The sequence below is a fragment of the Nocardia colli genome (assembly GCF_008704205.1).
Taxonomy (GTDB): domain Bacteria; phylum Actinomycetota; class Actinomycetes; order Mycobacteriales; family Mycobacteriaceae; genus Nocardia; species Nocardia colli.
Genome location: NZ_VXLC01000022.1, coordinates 50,087 through 69,175, shown reverse-complemented (window position 1 = coordinate 69,175; position 19,089 = coordinate 50,087). Strand labels below are relative to the sequence as shown.

The window sequence follows — 19,089 nt, the reverse complement described above, 5'->3', positions numbered from 1 at the left end:
TGCATCGACCGCGTGAATCCGCCCGAGTAGGCGCCTGCACCAGTTCCCCTTGATCTTGAAATCTGCCGCCTCGCCTACTTCGGGGCGATCGGTTCCTGTAGTTCGGTGACCCAACCGCTCGGGTCCTCGGTGTAGACCAGGGTCACCTCGCGGCTGGGCCCGCTCAACCGGTAACCGTTGTCGTCGACCCAGCGGCCGAGGGCCTGCCAGGGCTCCAGCACCTCGTTCATGCTCCCGCGGTGTACAACCGTGGCAGCCTGGGGAACCGCAGGGAGATCCACAACCGCGAAGTCGTGCCCCTCGGTGGTATCGAGGTTGACCGGCACTGCGGCGTGCGCCAGCACCGAACCGTCCTCGCGCTCGTCGTAGTACGCGATGGCGTACCCGGCGATCGGAATCCTGGCATTCTCCAGCCGTTTGCAGACGTCCTCGAACAGCGGCCCGATCACCGGACCGATCGATTCCGGCTCGAAACTGCCAGCGACAGCGGTCAATTCGGCGACCCGAACCGCCGGGATGGACTTGATCATCACATCATGGACAGACATGGCGCCCTCTTTCTCGATGATGCGGAGCCTCGTTTCGACCTGGACCAGCCGGGCCCGGTCGCCCGCGATGCGCTGCTCCAGCTCGGCTCGGCGCAGGGTCAGCATGCCGCGCAGTTCCGCGCCGCTGACCTGGTCGTCCAGAATCTGGCCGACCTGCTCCAACGTGAAGCCGAGATCCTTCAGTGCGACAAGGCGATTGAGCCGGGCCAACTGCCCGCCGGAGTAGAATCGGTAGCCGCTGCGCTCGTCGACCCGATCCGGGCGCAGCAGCCTGATCGCGTCGTAGTGGCGCAGCATGCGCACCGACACCCGTCCGTGTCTGGCGAAGTCTCCGATGGTGAACATAACGACTCCTGGTCTATGACCTCACACGGTGTCAGGGTCAAGCACGTCAGAATCGGCCGCCGCGACTGATCCGCCGGGAGCCGCTGGAACCGCCGTAAGAGCCGGCGCTCCAGCCGCCCGACCCGGATCGACGGCCGCCGCTCGCCGCTCCGCGCAGCAGCCCGTCGATGAGAATGCCGCCGAGCACGGCACCTGCTTGCGACGATCCCGACACCGGCTGTGCGGTCTCCCAAGCTCGCACACTTGCTTGGGCGGCTTGCAGTGCGCGTCCGGCGAGGTCGGCGGCGGACTGGGCGCTGGTCAGTGCCTGGGCGGGGTCGGCGGCGCTTTGTTGTTGTGCCGCATCGAGATTGCGTTGTGCCTCGGACAGACGCGTGCGGGCCTCGGCGTCGATGCCGCCGCGGCGGGTGGTGATGTAATCCGATGCGGCGCTGACCCGTGCGCGGGCGTCGGTCAGCGCCTGGTCGAGCCTGCGCCGGAGGTCTTCGGCGGCCAGCTTGCGGTCGGTGGCGGCGGCGATGGCCCGGTCCAGGTCGCCGTCGGCGGCTACCGCGTCGTGGAAGGCGTCGAGCGGGTCCGCGGTCGCGGCGGCAGCGGCCTTGTCCAGGATGGTCTGTGCGGTCGCAGTCGCGGCAGCGAGTTCTTGCCCGCCATATCCGGAAAGCTCGGTGGCGGAGGCTATATCGCGACGCAGCTCGTCGAGCACCGCGGGCAGTCCATCGCGGGCCTGCTGAATGTTGGTAGACGCGTTGTCGATTCCGTCGAGCAGCGTGCGCGCCTGACCGACGGCCGCCTCCGCCGAGCGAATCGCGGCGACCGCGCCGCCCTGCTTGCCCACCGGCTGGGTCAACGCCTCGCGCCCCGCGTCGATGTTCTGCTCCGCGAAGGTGATTCGTTCACCCGCCATGGTCACGTTGTCGTGAATCGGGGCGAGCACGCTGGCCGGATGCGCGGCGGTGAGCCGGGACAGTTCCGCCTCGGACGCGGGCAATCGGCCCTTCAACTCGACGAGATCCCTTGTCAGTCCGTCCAATCGGTCGCCGGCATTGATCAGCAGGTTGCGCATGGCGTCGAATTCGGCGACCTGAGCGTCCAGTTCACGGTCCGCGCGCCCGACCGTGCCGATCAGATCGACGAGGAGCGTGCGCTGTTCGTCCGGCGTCTCCGGGATGTCGTCATCAAGTCGCTGCCGGATCGAGAAGGCTTTGGACGCAGCGGCTTTCGCGTTGCCGAGCGCGGTATCGAACGGGAGCGTGGCGGTCGCACCGAACTCGCCGGTCGCCAATTCCAATTCCTCGGCACTGGTCCGGACCGCATTATCGATCTCGACCAGCGCCTCCCGCGAACGCGCATGCAGTGCGTCCAGCGACAGCGCACCCAGCGCGGTGGTGTTATCCGGGTCCACCTCCCGCGCCACCGCGAGTTCGGCCTGCGCCCGGTCCCGTCGCCGCTTGCGCGCGAACAGCACGAAGCCACCTACCACCAGCACGATCAGCACACCGATGACCAGGAGGAACTTGACGTTGACGCCCCCGCCCTGCATCGCCGACTTCACCCCGTCCGCAGCCTCGACGCCGGCGTCCGCCCACCGCCCGTCCCGCAGCGCCGGCTCCACCTCCCGCGTCAGCAGGCTGTTCAACTCGGAATCGCTTACCCCACTGGGCAATTCCCCATAGAACCAATACGAACGATCCTGCGTGGCGACCGCGAGCAACAGATCCCGGCTACCGAACCCGGACTGCGCCGCCGTCCGCTCCGCCCACACCTCCGGCCCCAGCCCGCCGAAATCGCGCACGTAAACCACCCACAACCGCACTTGCTGATCGGCATACAGCTGATCCACCGCCGACTGCACCCGATCGACCTGCCCACCGTTGAGCGCCTTCGCCGAATCGACCACGTAGGTGTCCATCCGCAGCGGCGCCTCCGCGACCCCCGTCGGCGCACCGACCAGCACGGCCCCGGCGAACAACACACCGAGCACCACCCAGGACGTCCAGCGGGCAACACTATTCGGCAGCGACATGGCAAGAATCTATCGCGCGACCCCGCCGGCCGAGCCGAAGACGACAGCCCGGGGCCGTTCGGTTCGCCTGGAAAGCGTGCAGAATGGCAGGGGAGGGCGGCGGTCGATAGCATCGTCGGTGTGATCAACATCGATCGCCCGTATACCGGTCATGTCTCGCCGGGTTCCGATCCGCAGCAGCGTGACGTCTCGGGTGCCAGCATCATCAAGCTGTCCGTCGGTGGCATGGACAACAACTGCTATCTGGTGCAGTGCGCGGCCACCGGCGCGGCCCTGCTCATCGACGCCGCGAACGAGGCCGACCGGGTCGAGGAACTCATCGGCTTCGTCGCGCCGGGCCAGGTCGCGGTGATCGTCACCACGCATCAGCACCCCGACCACTGGCAGGCGCTGAAGCAGACGACCGCGGCCACCGGCGCGCCCACCGCCGCACACGAACTCGACGCCGGCCCGCTCCCGGTCCGCCCCGACCGCCTGCTCGCCGACGGCGACCACATCGCCATCGGCGAGCTGGACCTCGAGGTCATCCACCTGCGCGGCCACACCCCCGGCTCGGTCACCCTCGCCCTCACCGACCGCGACGGCCGGGTCCACCTGTTCACCGGCGACTCCCTGTTCCCCGGCGGCCTCGGCCGCACCACCAGCCCGGCCGACTTCGAGTCGCTCTACCGCGACGTCACCACCAAGCTCTTCGCCCGCTACCCCGACGACACCGTCGTCTACCCCGGCCACGGCGACGACACCACCCTCGGCGCCGAACGTCCGCAGCTGTCCGAGTGGCGGGAACGCGGCTGGTAGCCGGGATTCGCGCCCACCTGACTCGGGTAGATCCCCGAACAACGCGTGCGTCGCGCACCTACTGGCAGACTTGGGGAGTGGATTCGCCAACGATGCGCGCTCGAGCCGATGCGGCGCCCGGTCCCGTCCCGTCGCGAGGGCACGGCGCGGGGGTGTTGCGTTGGCTTCGGCGGCTCTTCATCGGCTCGGTGCTGATGGGGTTGGTGCTGGTCGGCGGGACCGCCTTCCGGGTGTGGCAGGTGGCGCGCATCGACGATTACACGACCGCCGACGCCATCGTGGTGCTCGGTGCCGCGCAATACTCCGGCACCCCGTCGTCGGTGTTCGAGGCGCGACTCGACCAGGCCTATCGGCTGTTCCGGCTCGGAGTGGCGCCGCGGGTGATCACCGTCGGCGGCAAGCAGGAGGGCGACCTCTATACCGAGGCGGCGTCCGGCAAGAACTACTTGCAATCGCGCGGGGTGCCGAGCGACAAGATCCTGGCCGTCGAGACCGGCTCGGACACCTTGCGCAGCATCGAGGCGGTCGCGACGGCCATGCAGGCCCGGGACATGGGCTCCGCGGTGCTGGTCAGCGACCCGTGGCATTCGCTGCGCACCCGCACCATGGCCCGCGACGAGGGCCTCGACGCCTGGACCGCGCCGACCAGGACCGGCCCCGCGGTCTACACCCGGGAGTCGCAGGCGCACGGAATCGCCAGGGAGACAGGCGCTTTGCTCTGGTACCAGCTCACCCATTTCGCAGCGGACTTCCGATATACGGCAGGACAGTAGTGGACGGTTATACCGAGCACGATTGCGAACGACTCGTCGGCGAGCGCGCGAAAACCGCCGGATTGGGCCCGCCGCGCAGTGAATTCGAGACCGGTCATCGCACGGAATTCGCGCGCGATCGGGCCAGGGTGCTGCACTCCGCGGCATTGCGCAGACTTGCCGACAAGACCCAGGTCATGGGCCCGCGTGACGGTGATACTCCGCGTACCCGGCTGACCCATTCGATCGAGGTTGCGCAGATCGGCCGCAGTATTGCCGACGGTCTCGGCTGTGATCCGGATCTGGTCGATTTGGCCGGGCTTGCCCACGACATCGGTCACCCGCCTTACGGCCACAACGGTGAAAAGGCGCTCGACGTATTCGCCGACGCGCACGGTGGTTTCGAGGGCAACGCGCAGAATCTGCGGATCCTCACCCGGCTCGAACCGAAGGTGCTCGACGCCGGCGGTGTCAGCGCGGGGCTGAACCTGACTCGCGCCTCCCTCGATGCGGCGCTCAAATATCCCTGGGGCAGAACGGGTTCCGGTACGAAGTTCGGTGCTTACGATATCGACACCGATCGTCTCGACTGGATTCGCAAGGGTGCGCCGGAGCGTCGCCGCAGCTTGGAATGCCAGATCATGGACTGGTCCGACGACGTCGCGTATTCCGTGCACGACGTCGAGGACGGGGTGATCGCGGGCCGCATCGATCTGCGCGCGCTGGCCGATCCGGTCGAGCAGGAGGCGCTGGCCAGTCTCGGCCGGCACAAGCATTACTCCCTGTCGGCGGACGAACTGGTCGCCGCCGCGCAACGACTATCCGAGCTACCCGTCGTCGCCGCGGTCACCGTCTACGACGGCACCCTCGCCAGTTCGGTTGCGCTCAAACGGCTTACCAGTGAATTGGTCGGTCGGTTCGCCACCGCTGCCATCATCGCGACGCGTGCGACCGCGGGCAGCGACAACCTCTCCCGCTACGGGGCCGACCTCGAGGTTCCGCATGTGGTCGCCGCCGAGGTGGCGGTGCTCAAGACCGTGGCACTGCGCTACGTCATGTCCGACCCTGATCACAAGCTTCGCCAGGCCGCCCAACGCGACCGCATCCATGCCGTCGCCCAGGGCCTGCTTGCGGCCGCGCCACACAGCCTCGACCCGATGCTGTTGCCGTGGTGGGAAGCCGCAACCGACGACACCGCGCGAGTGCGCGTGATCGTGGATCAGATCGCGTCCTACACCGAGAGCAGGCTCGAGCGCGTCGCAGCTGAACTCGGCGCCTGAAGCGCTGTTCGTGCCGCCGACACGATCCTCGCCGGTTGGCGTCGATAACCGCGTTCACTGATTCGCGTCGCGCAATTTCCGCATGATTCGAATCATCGTGGCCGTCTCGGCTGTTGTCAGCACGTCGTAGATGTGTCGCTGCGCCGAGTCGACCGCGAGCGCACCGCGCTTACGCGCCTCGGCCAACCCGGCGTCCGTCAGTGTGACCAGAATGACGCGCCGATCTGTCGGATGCGCCCCACGTGTCACCAACCCACGCTGCTCAGCCGTGTCCAACAGCCGGGTAGTACGAGTGGTGCTGGTAGCCAACGCCTTGGTGATATCCACGGTCCGCAGCGCCCGCTCAGGCGAGCGCGCGAGCCGGAACAGCAGGTCCGAGATCGACGCGTCGACGTCCCCTCCCGGACTCACCTCCGCATCGATCTGCGTGGTCACCGCCAGATAGGCCTCGCGCAGCATCCCGTAACTCTCCCAGCGCGGGTCGCCGAACAGCTTCTCCATCACATCACCCCTTGTGGGATAGTCCCGATCGGGACTATATTCGGGATTGTCCCGATCGGGATTGATCTTCGCACAACGGAGGGATCCGACATGGCCGCGTACGCGCTGTTCGACAACATCGAGGTCACCGATCCGGCCAAGCTGGCCGCCTACGCCGCGCGCGTGCGCGACGTCGTGGAAAAACATGGCGGGCGCTATCTGTCCGTCGGCGGTCGCGTCGAGGTGGTCGAGGGCGATCCGACCCTGACCTACCCGGTACTGATCGAATTCCCCGATCTGGCCGCCGCGCACAGCTGGTTCGACTCACCGGAGTATCAGGAACTCAAGGCGCTGCGCCGGTCCGGCTCGGTCGCCAATGCCAGCTTCTTCGAGAGCGGGCCCTCGGAGTTGGTCGCGGACCGGAGCCAAGGGTGAGGAAGGCGTGCCTCGACGGGTACGCTCAGTGCCGTGGCCGGACGACTCCCAGATCGCGATATCGCGGCGATACGTGACCGCGTCCGCATCGAAGACATTGTGGGGGAGTACGTCGCGCTGAAGCGCGCGGGCGCGGACTCCATGAAGGGCCTGTGCCCGTTCCATGACGAGAAGTCGCCGTCGTTCCACGTGCGGCCGAATCATGGCCTCTTCCACTGCTTCGGCTGCGGTGAGGGCGGCGACGTCTTCGCGTTCCTGCAAAAGATCGACCATGTCGGCTTCGTCGAAGCGGTCGAGCAGATGGCCGACCGGATCGGCTACCAGATCAACTACGAGGGCGGCGGCACCTCGGTGCAGCGCGATCGGGGCACCCGCTCGCGGCTGGTCGCCGCGAACGCCGCCGCGCACGAGTTCTACATGGCGCAGCTGCGTGAGCCCGGCGCCGAGACCGCGCGCAAGTTCCTCACCGACCGCAATTTCGACGCCGCGGCCGCCCAGCAGTTCGGCTGCGGTTACGCGCCCGCGGGGTGGGACACACTCACGAAACACCTGCTGCGCAAGGGTTTCGAGTTCAAGGAGCTGGAAGGCGCGGGCCTGTCCAGGCAGGGCCAGCGCGGCCCGATCGACCGGTTTCATCGGCGGCTGCTCTGGCCGATCCGCAACCTCGGCGGCGATGTCATCGGGTTCGGCGCGCGCAAGCTCTTCGACGACGACACCATGCCCGGCAAGTACATCAACACCCCGGAAACGATCCTGTACAAGAAGTCTCAGGTGCTGTTCGGCCTGGACCTGGCCAAGCGGGACATCGCCAAGGGGCACCAGGCCGTCGTCGTCGAGGGTTATACCGACGTGATGGCCATGCACCTGGCCGGCGTGAAGACCGCCGTCGCGTCCTGCGGCACCGCGTTCGGCGAGGAGCACCTCGCCCTGCTGCGCCGGCTGCTGCTCGACGACAACTTCTGGCGCGGCGAGATCATCTACACCTTCGACGGTGACGCTGCCGGCCAGGCGGCGGCGCTGAAAGCCTTTGCTGGAGACCAGAAACTGGCCGGGCAGACCTACATCGCGATCGCGCCCGACGGGCAGGATCCGTGCGAGCTACGCCAGCACTCCGGCGACGGCGCGGTCCGCGATCTGGTCGCGCGTCGAACCCCGTTGTACGAGTTCGTGATTCGCGGGTTGCTCGCCGACCACAATCTGGATACCGCTGAGGGACAGGTCGAGTCGCTGCGGCGGGCGATTCCGGTGGTCGCGCAGATCAAGGACAACGCGTTGCGCAAGGCGTACGCGACGAAGCTGGCCGGGTGGGTCGGCTGGGACGATATCCAGACCGTGGTCCGCCGGGTCGGTGACGAAGCCAAGCGCAACCGAATGGGCGGCGGTAACGCCGGCGGGCGTCCGGCGCCTGCCGCGCGTCAGGCCGAAGTGGTCGCCGAACGTCCTGCGGCGCGGCCCAATCCGAACGATCCGACGTTGATGCCGCAGCGGCAGGTGCTGGCCGCCGCGTTGCAGTATCCGGCGATGGCCGGGGCGGTGTTCGACTCGCTCGAGGCCGATGCTTTCACTCATCCGGCATACGCGGCGGTGCGGTTGTTGATCTTCGAGGTCGGCGGCACCGGGACCGGACTCGGCGGCGCCGAGTGGGTCAACGCGGTCGCGGACCAGACCGACGATCTGACCATGCGCGCGTTGCTGTCCGAGCTGGCGAACGAGCCGTTGCCGGTGAAGAACGCGGCCGATATCCCGCGGTTCGTGGCCGGAGTGCTGGCGCGGACCCAGGAGGCCTGGGTGGGGCGGCAGATCGCCGAGCTGAAATCGAAGCTGCAACGAGTGTCGTCGACCGAGGAGCCGGACGCGTATATGGCGCTGTTCGGCGATCTGGTGGCGTTGGAGCAGTACCGGAAGAGCCTGCTGACGCAGGCGATGGGCAACCACAACGACTTCGCCACCAGGTCTTAGCGCCGCGGTTGCGCGGGCTCAGCGACGCAACTGATCCTGCGGCACCAGAATCGTGGTGCGCTCGTCCAGCGGCTCCATCGGTTCCAGCCGCGGCTTCGTGCTGAGCTTGTCCGACAGCTTCTGCCTGCCGACCAGCACCAACTTGCGGGTCACCGGGCTTTCCGACAGCGCACGGGTCGCCGCGCTGATCTGCTCGTAGCGAGCCCGCCCGGCCTTGCTGCCGAGTACATACCCGGCCGCCACGCCGATGATCAACCGCAGCATCTCGATGTGCTCCTCCCAGTTGCCTGTTCGCGGCTCTATCCTGCCCGACGCGCGGTGGCCGTGTCGATCCGGATAGGGCTGCGCGGGCGAATTCGGCAACCGTTCCCGCAAAGCACAAGGGGGCGGCCAGAATCGAGCACATGACTGGCCCCTCGCTGACCACCGAGCGCCGGAACGAACTCGCGGCGCTGCTCGATGACGATCGACGACTCCGCACCGAATATCCGAAGGTCGCGGACTATCTGGACACCGCGCCGATGCTGGCCGGCATCGGTGACGCGGGTGCGGACGCGGCGTTCGATCTACGGTTCGTGCACTTCATGACCGGTGGGGAGTCCGCGGATCCGTACTGGGACATCGTCGGGCCGTCGGTGATGGTGGAGGGTGGTCGTCGGGTGGTGAATGGTGGTCGGTCCAACGGGAGCGCTCGTCTGGGGTACGCGCAGACGATCTTGCAGTCCGTATACGCCTACGCGATTCCGTCGCCGGAAACGCTGCGCTGGGTCGCGCGTTTCGCGAACGGAAGACGGGTGCTGGAATTGGGTGCCGGTCGCGGGTATTGGGCGCGGCAGCTCGCGCGGCTGGGAGTCGATGTCGCGGCGTTCGATTCGGCGCCCCCGGACGAGTCCGGGAACCTGTCGTTTCCGGGCGCAGCGGGCCAGCTGGACGTGTGGCAGCGCGTCGGGAATCTCGCCGAGTATGCCGATGAGCCGCACGCCGAGTGCGTGCTTCTCCTGTGCTGGCCGCCCGGCTGGGGCGATCCCATGGCCTCCCGCGCGCTGCACGACTTCGAGCAGGCAGGCGGAAACCGGTTGATCTTCATCGGCGAGCCGAAGGGCGGCAAGACCGGAGACGACCCGTTCTTCGATCAGCTCACCACCGCATGGACGCTGGAAAGCCAAGACCCCGACCATGTTTCGTGGTGGAACCTCGGCGATGTCGCACAGGGGTGGGTCCGCCGGGAGTAGACGGTGTCGGCCTGGTCGGGCCGGAGACCCGACCAGGGATCGGAACCGTGATCAGGCGGCGAGTTCTTCTCGCTTGGCCCGATGCTCCTCACACAGCTGCCGGGTGCTCCGGCGGATCAGCGCCGGGTCCAATCGTTGTGCGAAGGTCAGGTTCTCGTTGCGCCAGCAATCGCCGCATGCGAATTCGCTCATGTCGGCCTCCTAATTCCGTTGCTCAGCGGGGTTGCTGAGGAGTGCCCACTTCGCCACCCGCTCAGCGTCTACGTATTCATACTCGCCCCCGATGGTGGCCATACCGTTACTTCCATGTGAGAACGGTCGAACTCGCCTGGATTCATGAAGCTCTCATCTGGCGTGTTCATCGTTGGCGGCATGGGGTATCTGAGAGATTTCACGTTGGCGGGCGTCGCACTGGTGCTCGGCGCGCTGCTGGTCGGCTGTCGATTCTTGCCGGACGGGCTGCGTCAGTTGGTCGGCAGCTTTCTGCCCTGGCTGCTGGTGCCGACCCTGCTGCTCGCCGTCGTCGCGCTGAGCGTGGGCTCCAAGCTCGGCCTCGCCGCCGTGGTCCCGCCGATCCTGGCCTGGTCACTGATTTTCGTGCCGCAGCTCATCGAGCGTCCCTACGGCGGCGAGTCCGCCGACGCCGTGCGCGTCGCCACGCAGAACCTCGGCGCGACCGGCACCGCCGCCGAATTGATCGACGCCACAGTGATTTCGGTCCAGGAACTCACCGACCGCAACCGCGCTGCGGTCTCCGCGGAACTCGACCCCGCCCACCCGTACGTCGCCACAGTCGGCACCGTAGGCCTCTGGAGCCGCTACCCCCTCGACGACATCGAACGCCTCGACCTGGGCCAAGGATGGGCCCGCGCCCTCCGCGCCCGCATCCACGCACCCGCCGGCGACATCACCGTCTACGCCGTCCACCTCGGCTCCATCCGCTTCGGCGAAACCGCATCCCGCAACCGCACCCTGCGCACCCTCACCGACCTGGTCGGGCGCGACCCCGCCGACCGCCTCCTCGTCCTCGGCGACCTCAACACCGCCTCCACCGACCCCCAACTCACCCCACTCGCCCGTACCCTCCAAGACATCCGCACCGGCCTGGCCTTCACCTGGCCCTCCGACTTCCCCCTAACCCGCCCCGACCACATCCTCGCCCGAGGCTTCACCCCCCTTGACGCCACCGTCCGCCGAACCCCCGGCAGCGACCACCGCGCCGCCACCGCAACCCTCGCCCCCACCCCACAAGTCAGCAGGTAGCGGCGCGATTTGGGCGGGCGGCAGCCCATACGCTAAAGTTTCTCCTCGGCCCGCCTAGCACAGACGGACCGAGGATAGTCCCCTATAGCTCAATTGGCAGAGCAGCCGACTGTTAATCGGCAGGTTTCTGGTTCGAGTCCAGATGGGGGAGCAGTGACCAGGGCGAACGCTACAGTTCGACCCTGGTTTTTTGCTTTCTGGGGTCAGAACGACACGGAAACGACACGCTTTCAGCGCGCCAGGTTGCCCAGAGCGGCGGTGAAGTCGGGTGCTTCGGTGGGTTGGTCGATGTAGTGGCGTTTGGTGACCGAGTCGTTGGCGTGGCCGAGCTGCTGAGCTGCGGCTTGGGGGCCGTACTGCTCGGCGATGAGGGATGCGACGGTCTTGCGGAAGGTCTTGGGGGTGACCCAGGCGAACTTCTCGCCGCGTGCCTGGCGCCACAGGCGGTTGAAGTTGTGGGGATCCCAGATGCCGCCGTCGCGGTTGGGGAAGACCAAGTCCAGCTCGGTCGCGACTGCTTCGGCCTTGACCCTTCTGAGGGTGTCTATGACGAACTGGGGCAGTACGACGGTCCGGTATCCGGAGTCTGTCTTGGTCCATTCCTGGCGGATCAGTCCTTTGCCCTTGATTCGGATGATGGTGCCGGAGAAGGTGATCCGCGCCGGGGTGCTGTCGAGGTCGACATCGGACCAGCGCAGGGCGAGTGCTTCGCCGGGGCGCGGGCCAGTTCCGAGTTCGACGTCGGCGACGTCGAGGACCCTCGGGTTGCGTTTGGGGCCGTAGGTGTAGGCGGGAGCCCCGTCGAGTGGCTCTCCATCGACCCACGCCTGTAGTTGGGCTCGAAGCTCTGTGAGGGTTTCGAGGTCGGCGGCGCGAGGTTTCTGGCGCTTGCGGGGGAGGTCGGCGACTTCGCGGACGGGGTTGCGGTCGATGGCGTCGTGGCGCACGGCCATGCTCATCATCTCGGACAGGATGACGCGCTGCCGCCGGGCCTTCTCCCGGTGGCCATTGAGCACGATGCGTTTGAGGTAAGCGTCGATGCGCGAGGTGGTGGCTTCCCATATCCGCAGGGCGCCGAGCGCCGGCTTGATTTTGACGGTGTCCTTGCTGGCCCGGCGGTCGGTGGAGACGTTGATCTCCATGCGATACAGGTCCAGACTCTGCTCGGTGATGCCCTCCTGCAGGACCTTCTCTGCCAGCCACAAGTCGGCCAAATCGGTGAGCTTCGTATCCCGGGTTATCAAGCGGCCGCGACTCCCGGAGCGCTGGGTGAGCGCCTTGCGGAGGATGTCCTCGGCCTGACCCTTAGTGGGACCGAATTTGTGGACTGGGCGGGTGATTCCGTCGTCGTCTCGGTAGCGCGTGGTGGCGCGCCAGCTTCCGTTCGGCTGCCGCTTGGAGGTGATCCTGCCGTAGGTGCCGATAGGCAGCGATTGTCTGGGCATCACTGTCCTTCCTGGGATCGGTCTGGGTGAGTCAGTGCGTATAGGCGCGTTGTCTGCTTGACGAATAGGAGGCGTTGCCAGCTGGCTGCGAGATTGCTGCTGGTGCGGGGACAAGGTCCAGGCACGAAAAATGCCTCATAGCAGCGACATACGTCAAGGAAGAAATGATTGCTACCGAGTAGCTAGTGGATCTTGTGTTCAGTGATCTCGGCTACGGCCGTGCCGAGGTCGGGTAGGCGGTCGGCGGTGCGAATCCGGCCGTGAATCCTGGACCCTCGGAGGCGCGCTCTTGTCGAGTTGATCCTGTTCCCAGAGGAGCAGATCGCTGAGGCGATACCGGCGATATCGACCGATGCGTGCGTATCTCGGCCCCCGCCCAGCCGATGCCCAGACCGCAAGTGTCTTCTTCGGAATTTTCAGACGAGCGGCCAATTCTTCGGTGCTGAGCCACACGTCATCAGGATTCATTGGGATGTCCTCGGGTGCGAAGGACTCTGTTGTGCGGCATGCTCCGGAAGCTCGCAGCCGAAAGATTTTGATGCCCAAATGATTACAGGCGTGAAGAGTGGCTGACTCGTCAGATGGGCGCGATCGCACCTGTTCAGCGGCGGCTTGGCTGGTAGTCGATCTATTCGATCGTTCGTCAGCTGGGCAGGTGGCCGGGAGATGATTGTGGGCATGACAGGTCGCTTTCTACCCGTCGCACTGATTCTCCCAGGGTCCATGAAACCTGATCTTCGGCCAATGCGCCACAACTAGGTTCACGGACGTTCCGATCTCGAAGGTCAGCTTGGCTGGACCGGTGATCGTGTCCGAGGCAACGTATTGCACCCCGTTCCGGCAGGTGCGTCGAGGACGTCCTGGCGGGGGCCGTCGTTACAACGCCTCCCATTGCCAGGGGCGCGGAACCTGCCCACGTAGGCACGCTATCCGGTGTTTGGCTTGTCGAGCTGCGTTGCCATTGCCTGCCGATTGGGCGACGGCGAACGCGACCCACCGCAGCTCCTGTATGTCGGCGAGGATTCGGAATCCTGGCCACTCGGTGACGTCATCGCCACCGTAAGCGGTGACGAAAGACTGATAGTCGTCGTAGGGCACGCGGTTGAAATCGGTGTAGTCCACACCCAGTTGGGTGAGGTCCCATTCGCGCCGGCCGAGCGACATCTTGTCGAGGTCGAGCACTGTCGGGATGCCTGAGGGTGGCACTACCAGGTTGCCTTGCCAGGCATCGCCGTGAATCACGTAGGGAGAGGGGGTGTTTGGCAAGGAGTAGTACTGGGCGCGTAGGCGGGCGTAGTGCTGGAGCAGCCACGTTCGATCGTCCTGGTCGAGCATGTCTGCGGTGTCGATGCGTTCCTTGAGCCCGGTGAAGGGGTCGTAGGCGGGGAGTTCGAATTCGGTTGGGGGAAGTAGCTCGTGCAGCGCTCGCAGCATTGTGCCCAGCTCGCCTGGCGTCGATGGACGGTGGTCAGGGATCAAGCGCCACCATGTGACGGGGCGGTCGTCGACGACGACCGGTTGCGTCAGTGAGGTTTCGGCCTCGACTGTCGGTATACCGGAATTGTTGAGCCACTGAGAGACTCGCAATTCACGGTCGGCGTCATCGATGCTGCCTGGTTGTCCGATCCGCGCGACGATGTTATCGGCCAACCGGTAGATCGCATGTGATCCGTCTCGAATTAGTTCGGCGTCACGCAGATCGACGCCGCTGACTTCCGCAGCTTTGGCCAGCACCTCGTCTGCCGAGGTGTGCGAGCGTGGCGAACTCATTGATCCGAACCTGATGGTGCGCTGCTGGCGATGGCGTATCGCAGTTCCGCGACTTCGGTCATCCGGCGCCGAGGTGCGGCTGCCGCCGCCAGGGTGCGGAGTTCGTTCTGGATGCGCTGTGAGCGAAAGGCGGTGGCTTGCTGGGTAGCTTGCAGGCCGATGGCGGCGGCTTCTCTCGGGTCATCCAATTGCATTGTCAGCGTGGCTAATCGAGTGAGCGAGAAGGTCCGTGACCGCGGATACTGGGTTCCTTGGAGAGCGACGGCTTCGCGAATCCTTGGTGCTGCCAGGTCGATTCGCTGCCGTGCTTTCGCGACGGGTATCAATGCCTTCCCGGTGCTGCCGAGGTGTTCGGCGGTGTCGTAGTAGCACAGCCAGGGAGCGTCGGTGGCAGGTGTGCGGTTGGCGAAATGCTCGTCAGACTTGGCGACTTCGGTGAGTGCCTCTTGCGCCCGTCCTGTTGCGGCGAGGAACTGGGCGCGCAGTGCGCTGAGCATCGCGCGGGCGGTGGCGGACAGTCGGTCTGACCGGACCTGTGCGAGTTCGATCAAGGACAGCGCCCCGTCGGTGTTGCCGATGTAGGCCATCTTTCGGGCCATGTCCGCCAGCGTGCTCGCGCGCAGTTCCCAGGAGCCGGCGTTGTCGGCACACCACAGCGCTAGTCGGAATCTGCGTTCGGCCGCCGGGTAGTCGCCGATGTCGAAGGCAGCGTAACCGGCAACGCTGCTCAGGTTCCCGATTGCTTCGAGCAGCGCCCGTCGAGTGGCCGGTGCGGAATGCCCGTCGAGCAGCCGGGCGAAGCGGGTGAGTTGCGCGCCTGCGGTGAGACTGGCTGAGCCGCCGCCATGCAGATTCTCGGCCTGAGCAGCCTCGCGCGTGGCGGTCTGCACTTGGCTCACATCCGTCCAGCCCACGCGGCTGACCGGCTTTTCGCCTGTTGAGGTTGATCCGAGATAGGTGGTGGGGATGACGCCCGGATCGAACGGGCTGAACAGATTCACTGCCAGCGTTCCATCGGGAGATTGGGTGTCTTCCCGTCGCTGACGGGAGGGGATGAACCCGAGTTCGCTATCGGTTGCGCTGAGAACGGCGCGGAATGCCTCGCGGTATCGCTCGTTCGGCCATCGGACCACGCCGCGCTCATAGCGAGCGATAGTGCGGGCGTCTAGATCGCAGCGCTGCCGGTGAGTGCGCCACAGGTAGCTGTTGACCGCTTCCGCCAGTTCGGCACGGCACATCGCTCGCCGAGGCTCAACCCTTGACGGTGTCGCCTCGCGTCGCCGTTGTAGATGCACGTTCGGTGGCATGTGCCCCCTTGCCGAGTAACCGGTCGGCTCAGTTTATCCAGCCGCACTCGCATGGAGCGGACGGACGGTGTTCTGCCCCGTAACTTGCCCTCTTGCTGAACCTCGTTGACGACGAATCTAGAAGCTGACCATCACGAGCACCGACTCACCAATCTGGGGGATCCAATGAGATCGTGCGAATCACTTCGAGGCACTATCGGCAGTTCCCTAGCCCCCTGCGTCAGTGCGCCGACGATCGAACCATCTTGGCGCACAAGCAGACTCGTCACTCAATGCCGATCGATGCTTCGAGCTGGTGTCGTTGGACTCGGTCACCAGGCGGTGGATGACCATCTGCCGGGTTTGCTCGCGTCCAGCACAGCCGAGCTTGTTGCTGTCTGTGATGAGAATCCGGAGATCGTTGTCGAACAGAAGCAGCGGTACCAGGTGTCGGGCTACATCGATTTCCGGGAGATGTTGAACGCTGAGCAGCTCGACTTCGTCATCGTTTGCGTTCCGCACGATGTCGGGCGAAGTGTGATCGAGGCCGCCGCGGGGCACGGAGTTCACGTCCTCAAAGAGAAGCCGTTCGCTACCAGTTTGGTCGAGGCCGTCGAACTTGCCGACCTGTGTGAACAGTCCGGCATCCAGTTGATGGTCACGCTGCAGCGCCGCTTCAACCCGATCTACAGCAGCTTTACCCAGCTCGCAGACCAGATCGGGACACCGTTCCTGGTAGACGCTCGCTACACCGTGCACATAGAAGACCCTTCCGATGGCTGGCGCGGCGTCACAGCCAAGGCCGGCGGTGGCTGCGTGATCGATATGGGCTACCACCTGATCGACCTGCTTCTCTGGTATTTCGGTCTACCGGACAGCATCACCGCTGACCTATCGATCAGTGCTCGGCCGGATCGTAGCTATGACGCCGAAGACACTGCGCTCGTTCACTTCTCCTACGGCACCGGCCTGTACGGTTCGCTGCTGTTATCGCGTTTCGTTGGTCCCAAAGCCGAGGAGATCCGGCTGATCGGCTCCGACGGCATCGTCCATCTGGAACGCGGTTGCATTCGCCGGCTGACCAACAGCGGTGAGGTCATCGAATCACTACGGCGCGAGCAAGCCTGGCCATCGGCTGCGGCCTGCCAGATCGACTACTTCCACCGCGTCATCGACGGCACTCGACCGAACCTCAGCAGTCCCGCGGACAACCTGGCCCACATGGCTTTCGTCGCGGCCAGCTACGAGGCCGCGCGTACCCGCACTTCCATCAACCCACAGGAGTTGCTGTGACTTCATCACTGGCTCTTCTCGGCGGCACACCGGTCATTAGTAAAGCGGCTCCGCACTTTTTGTGGCCGCCGCTGACTGAAGCCACCGCTGGCGCGGTGCTCTATCAACTGTGGGATGGCCTCTCCATCTACAACCGCTCCGGCGTGATCGCCGAGCTGGAAGATGCCTTGCAGCGCTACTTCGGCGTACAGTATGCCGTCCTCACCAGCTCCGGCACCGCCGCCCTGTACTCGATGTATGCCGCGTGCGGGATCGGGCCGGGCGACGAAGTCATCGTGCCCGCCTACACCTTCTTCGCCACGGCAACCCCGCTGCTGCACCTCGGTGCGACACCGGTGTTGGCTGACTGCGATGCAAAGGGAAACCTTGATCCGCATGACATAGCGCGACGGATCACCGACCGCACCAAAGCCATTGCGGTCACGCACATGTGGGGAATGCCCGCCCAAATCCAGAGCTTGAAACAGCTCGCCGATACCTACGGTCTGCAACTGTTCGAAGACGCGTCTCACGCTCACGGGGCGAGCGTTGGTGGCCAGAAGGTCGGTACTTTCGGACGTGCTGCTGCGTTCAGCATGAACGGACCCAAGCCCTTGTCCGCGGGCGAAGGCGGCTTCGTGCTGACCGATGACGACGAGGTATATCACCGAGTCCTGATCCATGGGCAATACAACAAGCGCTGCCGTAGCGAGATCCCCGCCGACGGCGAGCTGCACCGCTACGCCGTCACAGGCATGGGCTTAAAGCATCGCATCCATCCGCTGGCCGCTGCGATTGCGCTGGAACAACTTTCGCGTCTGGATGAGTACCTCGATGGTCGTCAGCGCATTGCCGGATACATCGCCGACGAGCTCGACGAGTTGCCGGGCATAACGATTCCGCAGAACGAACTGGGCGTTCAGTCGTCCTGGTACGGGCTCGCTATGCAGTACGACGCCGACTTCTTCGGTGAGGTTCCGGTCGAACGTTTCCATGAGGCGCTGCTGGCTGAGGGGGGCGCCGAGATTGATCGTCCAGGTTCTACGTGTCCGTTGAACCTGCTTCCGCTGTTTCAGGAGCCAGGGCCGTTGTTTCCGGCATTCACCGGCAAACTGGCCTACGCGGCAGGCGACTACCCGCGGGCGGAGGAGATCCATCACGCCACGCTCAAACTGCCGGTCTGGCACGAGGAACAAGATCTGCCGATCGTGGACCGCTACATCGAAGCCATCCGCAAAGTCACCGAACACCACACCGAGTTGAAGGGATAAGGATTGATGATCGAAACCACGCTGCTGGAGACTCTGACCAGCGATGCCGAACGCGACCAGGTACAACAGCTCGTCGTCGGCGCGGTCGTCGCGCACGACGACAAAGTCTTGCTGCTGCAACGACCGGCCGACGATTTCATGGGCGGCATCTGGGAGCTGCCCAGCGGCAAGGTCGATCCCGGCGAAACACTCGATCAGGCGCTCATCCGTGAGGTAAAAGAGGAAACCGGACTCGACATCGCGGGAATCCGAAAGTACTTGGGCGAGTTCGACTATCAATCTGGCAGCGGCAAGAAGAGCCGACAGTTCAACTTCACCGTCGACGTAGTCGATCCCGAGCCGGTCGAGCTCACCGAGCACGACGCCTACACCTGGACCAGTTTGGCCGAAGATCCACCAGTCACCGACGCAGTGAAAGAAGTACTGCATAGGCATCGGGCCGTCTGATTGGGAATGCGGGATGAGTCGGCGGCGGCCTGCCTCGGCAGGAGCGCCAACCCTGCTGACGCGCGCCCAGGCCGAGGCCGCCGCCGTTGGATCCCGCACGAAAGGGATGAGAGATATGCCTGACAGCAAGCTCACGGTTGACCGGATCAGGGAGCGGCTCGAACGCGAAAGACGCTTCGCTCGCGACGTTGGTTGCCCGACCAGCGATTTGCCCGTCGTCGACTACCTACATGCGCCGGTGTGGTCGTGCAGTGCGGATCCGGGGCCGATGACCACTGCGCAGGCGCATAAGGCGATGCAGGTACACCTCGAATGCTCTGTAGACCGATGCCGGGTACGCCGACGTGCCCGCAACACGTTGGTCGACAACGGTCGGATGGTTCTCGACGAACGAGCGGAGGGTGTGCCTGATGCCGAAGCCTGATTGCGCGTGTGGTCCATGGATCAAGTTGTCGCACTGCGGGGTCGGAACATTCGATC

At 65.4% G+C, this 19,089-nt stretch carries 20 protein-coding genes and 1 tRNA gene; 12 read left to right on the top strand and 9 right to left on the bottom strand.

Annotated features, from left to right (window positions below; genetic code table 11):
- Positions 1-74: 74 nt before the first annotated feature.
- Together F3087_RS35360 and F3087_RS35355 are read right to left on the bottom strand one after the other, a co-directional pair.
- Positions 75-893, bottom strand: coding sequence for a MerR family transcriptional regulator (locus F3087_RS35360; protein ID WP_150406477.1), 819 nt, complete (start codon positions 891-893; stop codon positions 75-77).
- Between the two features lie 46 nt (positions 894-939).
- Positions 940-2,919 carry a TPM domain-containing protein gene (locus tag F3087_RS35355; protein ID WP_150406476.1) on the bottom strand — a complete coding sequence of 660 codons (1,980 nt, stop codon included), beginning with the start codon at positions 2,917-2,919 and terminating at the stop codon, positions 940-942.
- Positions 2,920-3,042: 123 nt separating this feature from the next.
- Between F3087_RS35355 and F3087_RS35350 the strand changes: the two genes are divergently transcribed.
- From F3087_RS35350 to F3087_RS35340, 3 genes are all read left to right on the top strand, one after another.
- The gene (locus F3087_RS35350; RefSeq protein ID WP_396897600.1) at positions 3,043-3,717 is read left to right on the top strand and encodes an MBL fold metallo-hydrolase; all 675 of its coding nucleotides are present in this window, start codon (positions 3,043-3,045) and stop codon (positions 3,715-3,717) included.
- 92 nt (positions 3,718-3,809) lie between these two features.
- Positions 3,810-4,490, top strand: a complete 681-nt coding sequence (locus F3087_RS35345; protein ID WP_150406482.1) for a YdcF family protein — start codon at positions 3,810-3,812, stop codon at positions 4,488-4,490.
- Positions 4,490-5,749, top strand: a complete 1,260-nt coding sequence (locus F3087_RS35340; RefSeq protein WP_150406474.1) for a deoxyguanosinetriphosphate triphosphohydrolase — start codon at positions 4,490-4,492, stop codon at positions 5,747-5,749. Before F3087_RS35345 ends, F3087_RS35340 begins: the two co-directional genes overlap by 1 nt.
- A 54-nt stretch (positions 5,750-5,803) precedes the next feature.
- On the opposite strand, the gene F3087_RS35335 is transcribed toward F3087_RS35340, so the two are convergent.
- Positions 5,804-6,250, bottom strand: coding sequence for a MarR family winged helix-turn-helix transcriptional regulator (locus F3087_RS35335; RefSeq protein WP_191094306.1), 447 nt, complete (start codon positions 6,248-6,250; stop codon positions 5,804-5,806).
- Between the two features lie 90 nt (positions 6,251-6,340).
- On the opposite strand from F3087_RS35335, the gene F3087_RS35330 reads away from it, so the two are divergent.
- Positions 6,341-6,664: a DUF1330 domain-containing protein gene (locus F3087_RS35330; RefSeq protein WP_150406472.1), complete on the top strand. Its 324-nt coding sequence runs from the start codon at positions 6,341-6,343 to the stop codon at positions 6,662-6,664.
- Positions 6,665-6,697: 33 nt separating this feature from the next.
- Positions 6,698-8,623 carry a DNA primase gene (dnaG, locus tag F3087_RS35325; RefSeq protein WP_150406471.1) on the top strand — a complete coding sequence of 642 codons (1,926 nt, stop codon included), beginning with the start codon at positions 6,698-6,700 and terminating at the stop codon, positions 8,621-8,623.
- 18 nt (positions 8,624-8,641) lie between these two features.
- Here the strand turns inward: dnaG and F3087_RS35320 are convergent, their stop codons facing one another.
- Entirely contained in the window at positions 8,642-8,887 is a 246-nt protein-coding gene (locus tag F3087_RS35320; protein WP_107654933.1) for a hypothetical protein, read from the bottom strand.
- A gap of 140 nt (positions 8,888-9,027) precedes the next feature.
- Here F3087_RS35320 and F3087_RS35315 point away from each other — a divergent pair, with 140 nt between their 5' ends.
- Positions 9,028-9,855: a methyltransferase domain-containing protein gene (locus F3087_RS35315; RefSeq protein WP_150406470.1), complete on the top strand. Its 828-nt coding sequence runs from the start codon at positions 9,028-9,030 to the stop codon at positions 9,853-9,855.
- 51 nt (positions 9,856-9,906) lie between these two features.
- On the opposite strand, the gene F3087_RS46205 is transcribed toward F3087_RS35315, so the two are convergent.
- The gene (locus tag F3087_RS46205; protein ID WP_191094305.1) at positions 9,907-10,047 is read right to left on the bottom strand and encodes a hypothetical protein; all 141 of its coding nucleotides are present in this window, start codon (positions 10,045-10,047) and stop codon (positions 9,907-9,909) included.
- A 144-nt stretch (positions 10,048-10,191) separates the two neighbouring features.
- Between F3087_RS46205 and F3087_RS35310 the strand changes: the two genes are divergently transcribed.
- Both F3087_RS35310 and F3087_RS35305 read left to right on the top strand, forming a co-directional pair.
- Entirely contained in the window at positions 10,192-11,118 is a 927-nt protein-coding gene (locus F3087_RS35310; protein ID WP_150406469.1) for an endonuclease/exonuclease/phosphatase family protein, read from the top strand.
- 78 nt (positions 11,119-11,196) lie between these two features.
- Positions 11,197-11,269: transfer RNA gene (locus tag F3087_RS35305), tRNA-Asn, on the top strand.
- Positions 11,270-11,348: 79 nt separating this feature from the next.
- Here the strand turns inward: F3087_RS35305 and F3087_RS35300 are convergent.
- From F3087_RS35300 to F3087_RS35285, 4 genes are all read right to left on the bottom strand, one after another.
- The gene (locus F3087_RS35300) at positions 11,349-12,563 is read right to left on the bottom strand and encodes a tyrosine-type recombinase/integrase (RefSeq protein WP_150406468.1); all 1,215 of its coding nucleotides are present in this window, start codon (positions 12,561-12,563) and stop codon (positions 11,349-11,351) included.
- A 198-nt stretch (positions 12,564-12,761) separates the two neighbouring features.
- A complete protein-coding gene (locus F3087_RS35295; protein WP_150406481.1) occupies positions 12,762-13,031 on the bottom strand; it encodes a helix-turn-helix domain-containing protein in 270 nt (89 codons plus the stop codon).
- Positions 13,032-13,439: 408 nt separating this feature from the next.
- Positions 13,440-14,297: a phosphotransferase gene (locus tag F3087_RS35290; RefSeq protein ID WP_150406467.1), complete on the bottom strand. Its 858-nt coding sequence runs from the start codon at positions 14,295-14,297 to the stop codon at positions 13,440-13,442.
- Positions 14,298-14,329: 32 nt separating this feature from the next.
- Positions 14,330-15,571, bottom strand: coding sequence for an XRE family transcriptional regulator (locus tag F3087_RS35285; protein ID WP_150406466.1), 1,242 nt, complete (start codon positions 15,569-15,571; stop codon positions 14,330-14,332).
- Positions 15,572-15,805: 234 nt separating this feature from the next.
- Here F3087_RS35285 and F3087_RS35280 point away from each other — a divergent pair, with 234 nt between their 5' ends.
- From F3087_RS35280 to F3087_RS35265, 4 genes are all read left to right on the top strand, one after another.
- Entirely contained in the window at positions 15,806-16,912 is a 1,107-nt protein-coding gene (locus F3087_RS35280; RefSeq protein WP_317983947.1) for a Gfo/Idh/MocA family protein, read from the top strand.
- Positions 16,909-18,162 carry a DegT/DnrJ/EryC1/StrS family aminotransferase gene (locus F3087_RS35275; protein ID WP_150406464.1) on the top strand — a complete coding sequence of 418 codons (1,254 nt, stop codon included), beginning with the start codon at positions 16,909-16,911 and terminating at the stop codon, positions 18,160-18,162. Before F3087_RS35280 ends, F3087_RS35275 begins: the two co-directional genes overlap by 4 nt.
- Before the next feature lie 6 nt (positions 18,163-18,168).
- Positions 18,169-18,609, top strand: coding sequence for an NUDIX hydrolase (locus F3087_RS35270; RefSeq protein ID WP_150406463.1), 441 nt, complete (start codon positions 18,169-18,171; stop codon positions 18,607-18,609).
- A gap of 115 nt (positions 18,610-18,724) precedes the next feature.
- Positions 18,725-19,033, top strand: a complete 309-nt coding sequence (locus tag F3087_RS35265; protein WP_150406462.1) for a hypothetical protein — start codon at positions 18,725-18,727, stop codon at positions 19,031-19,033.
- Positions 19,034-19,089 lie beyond the last annotated feature (56 nt).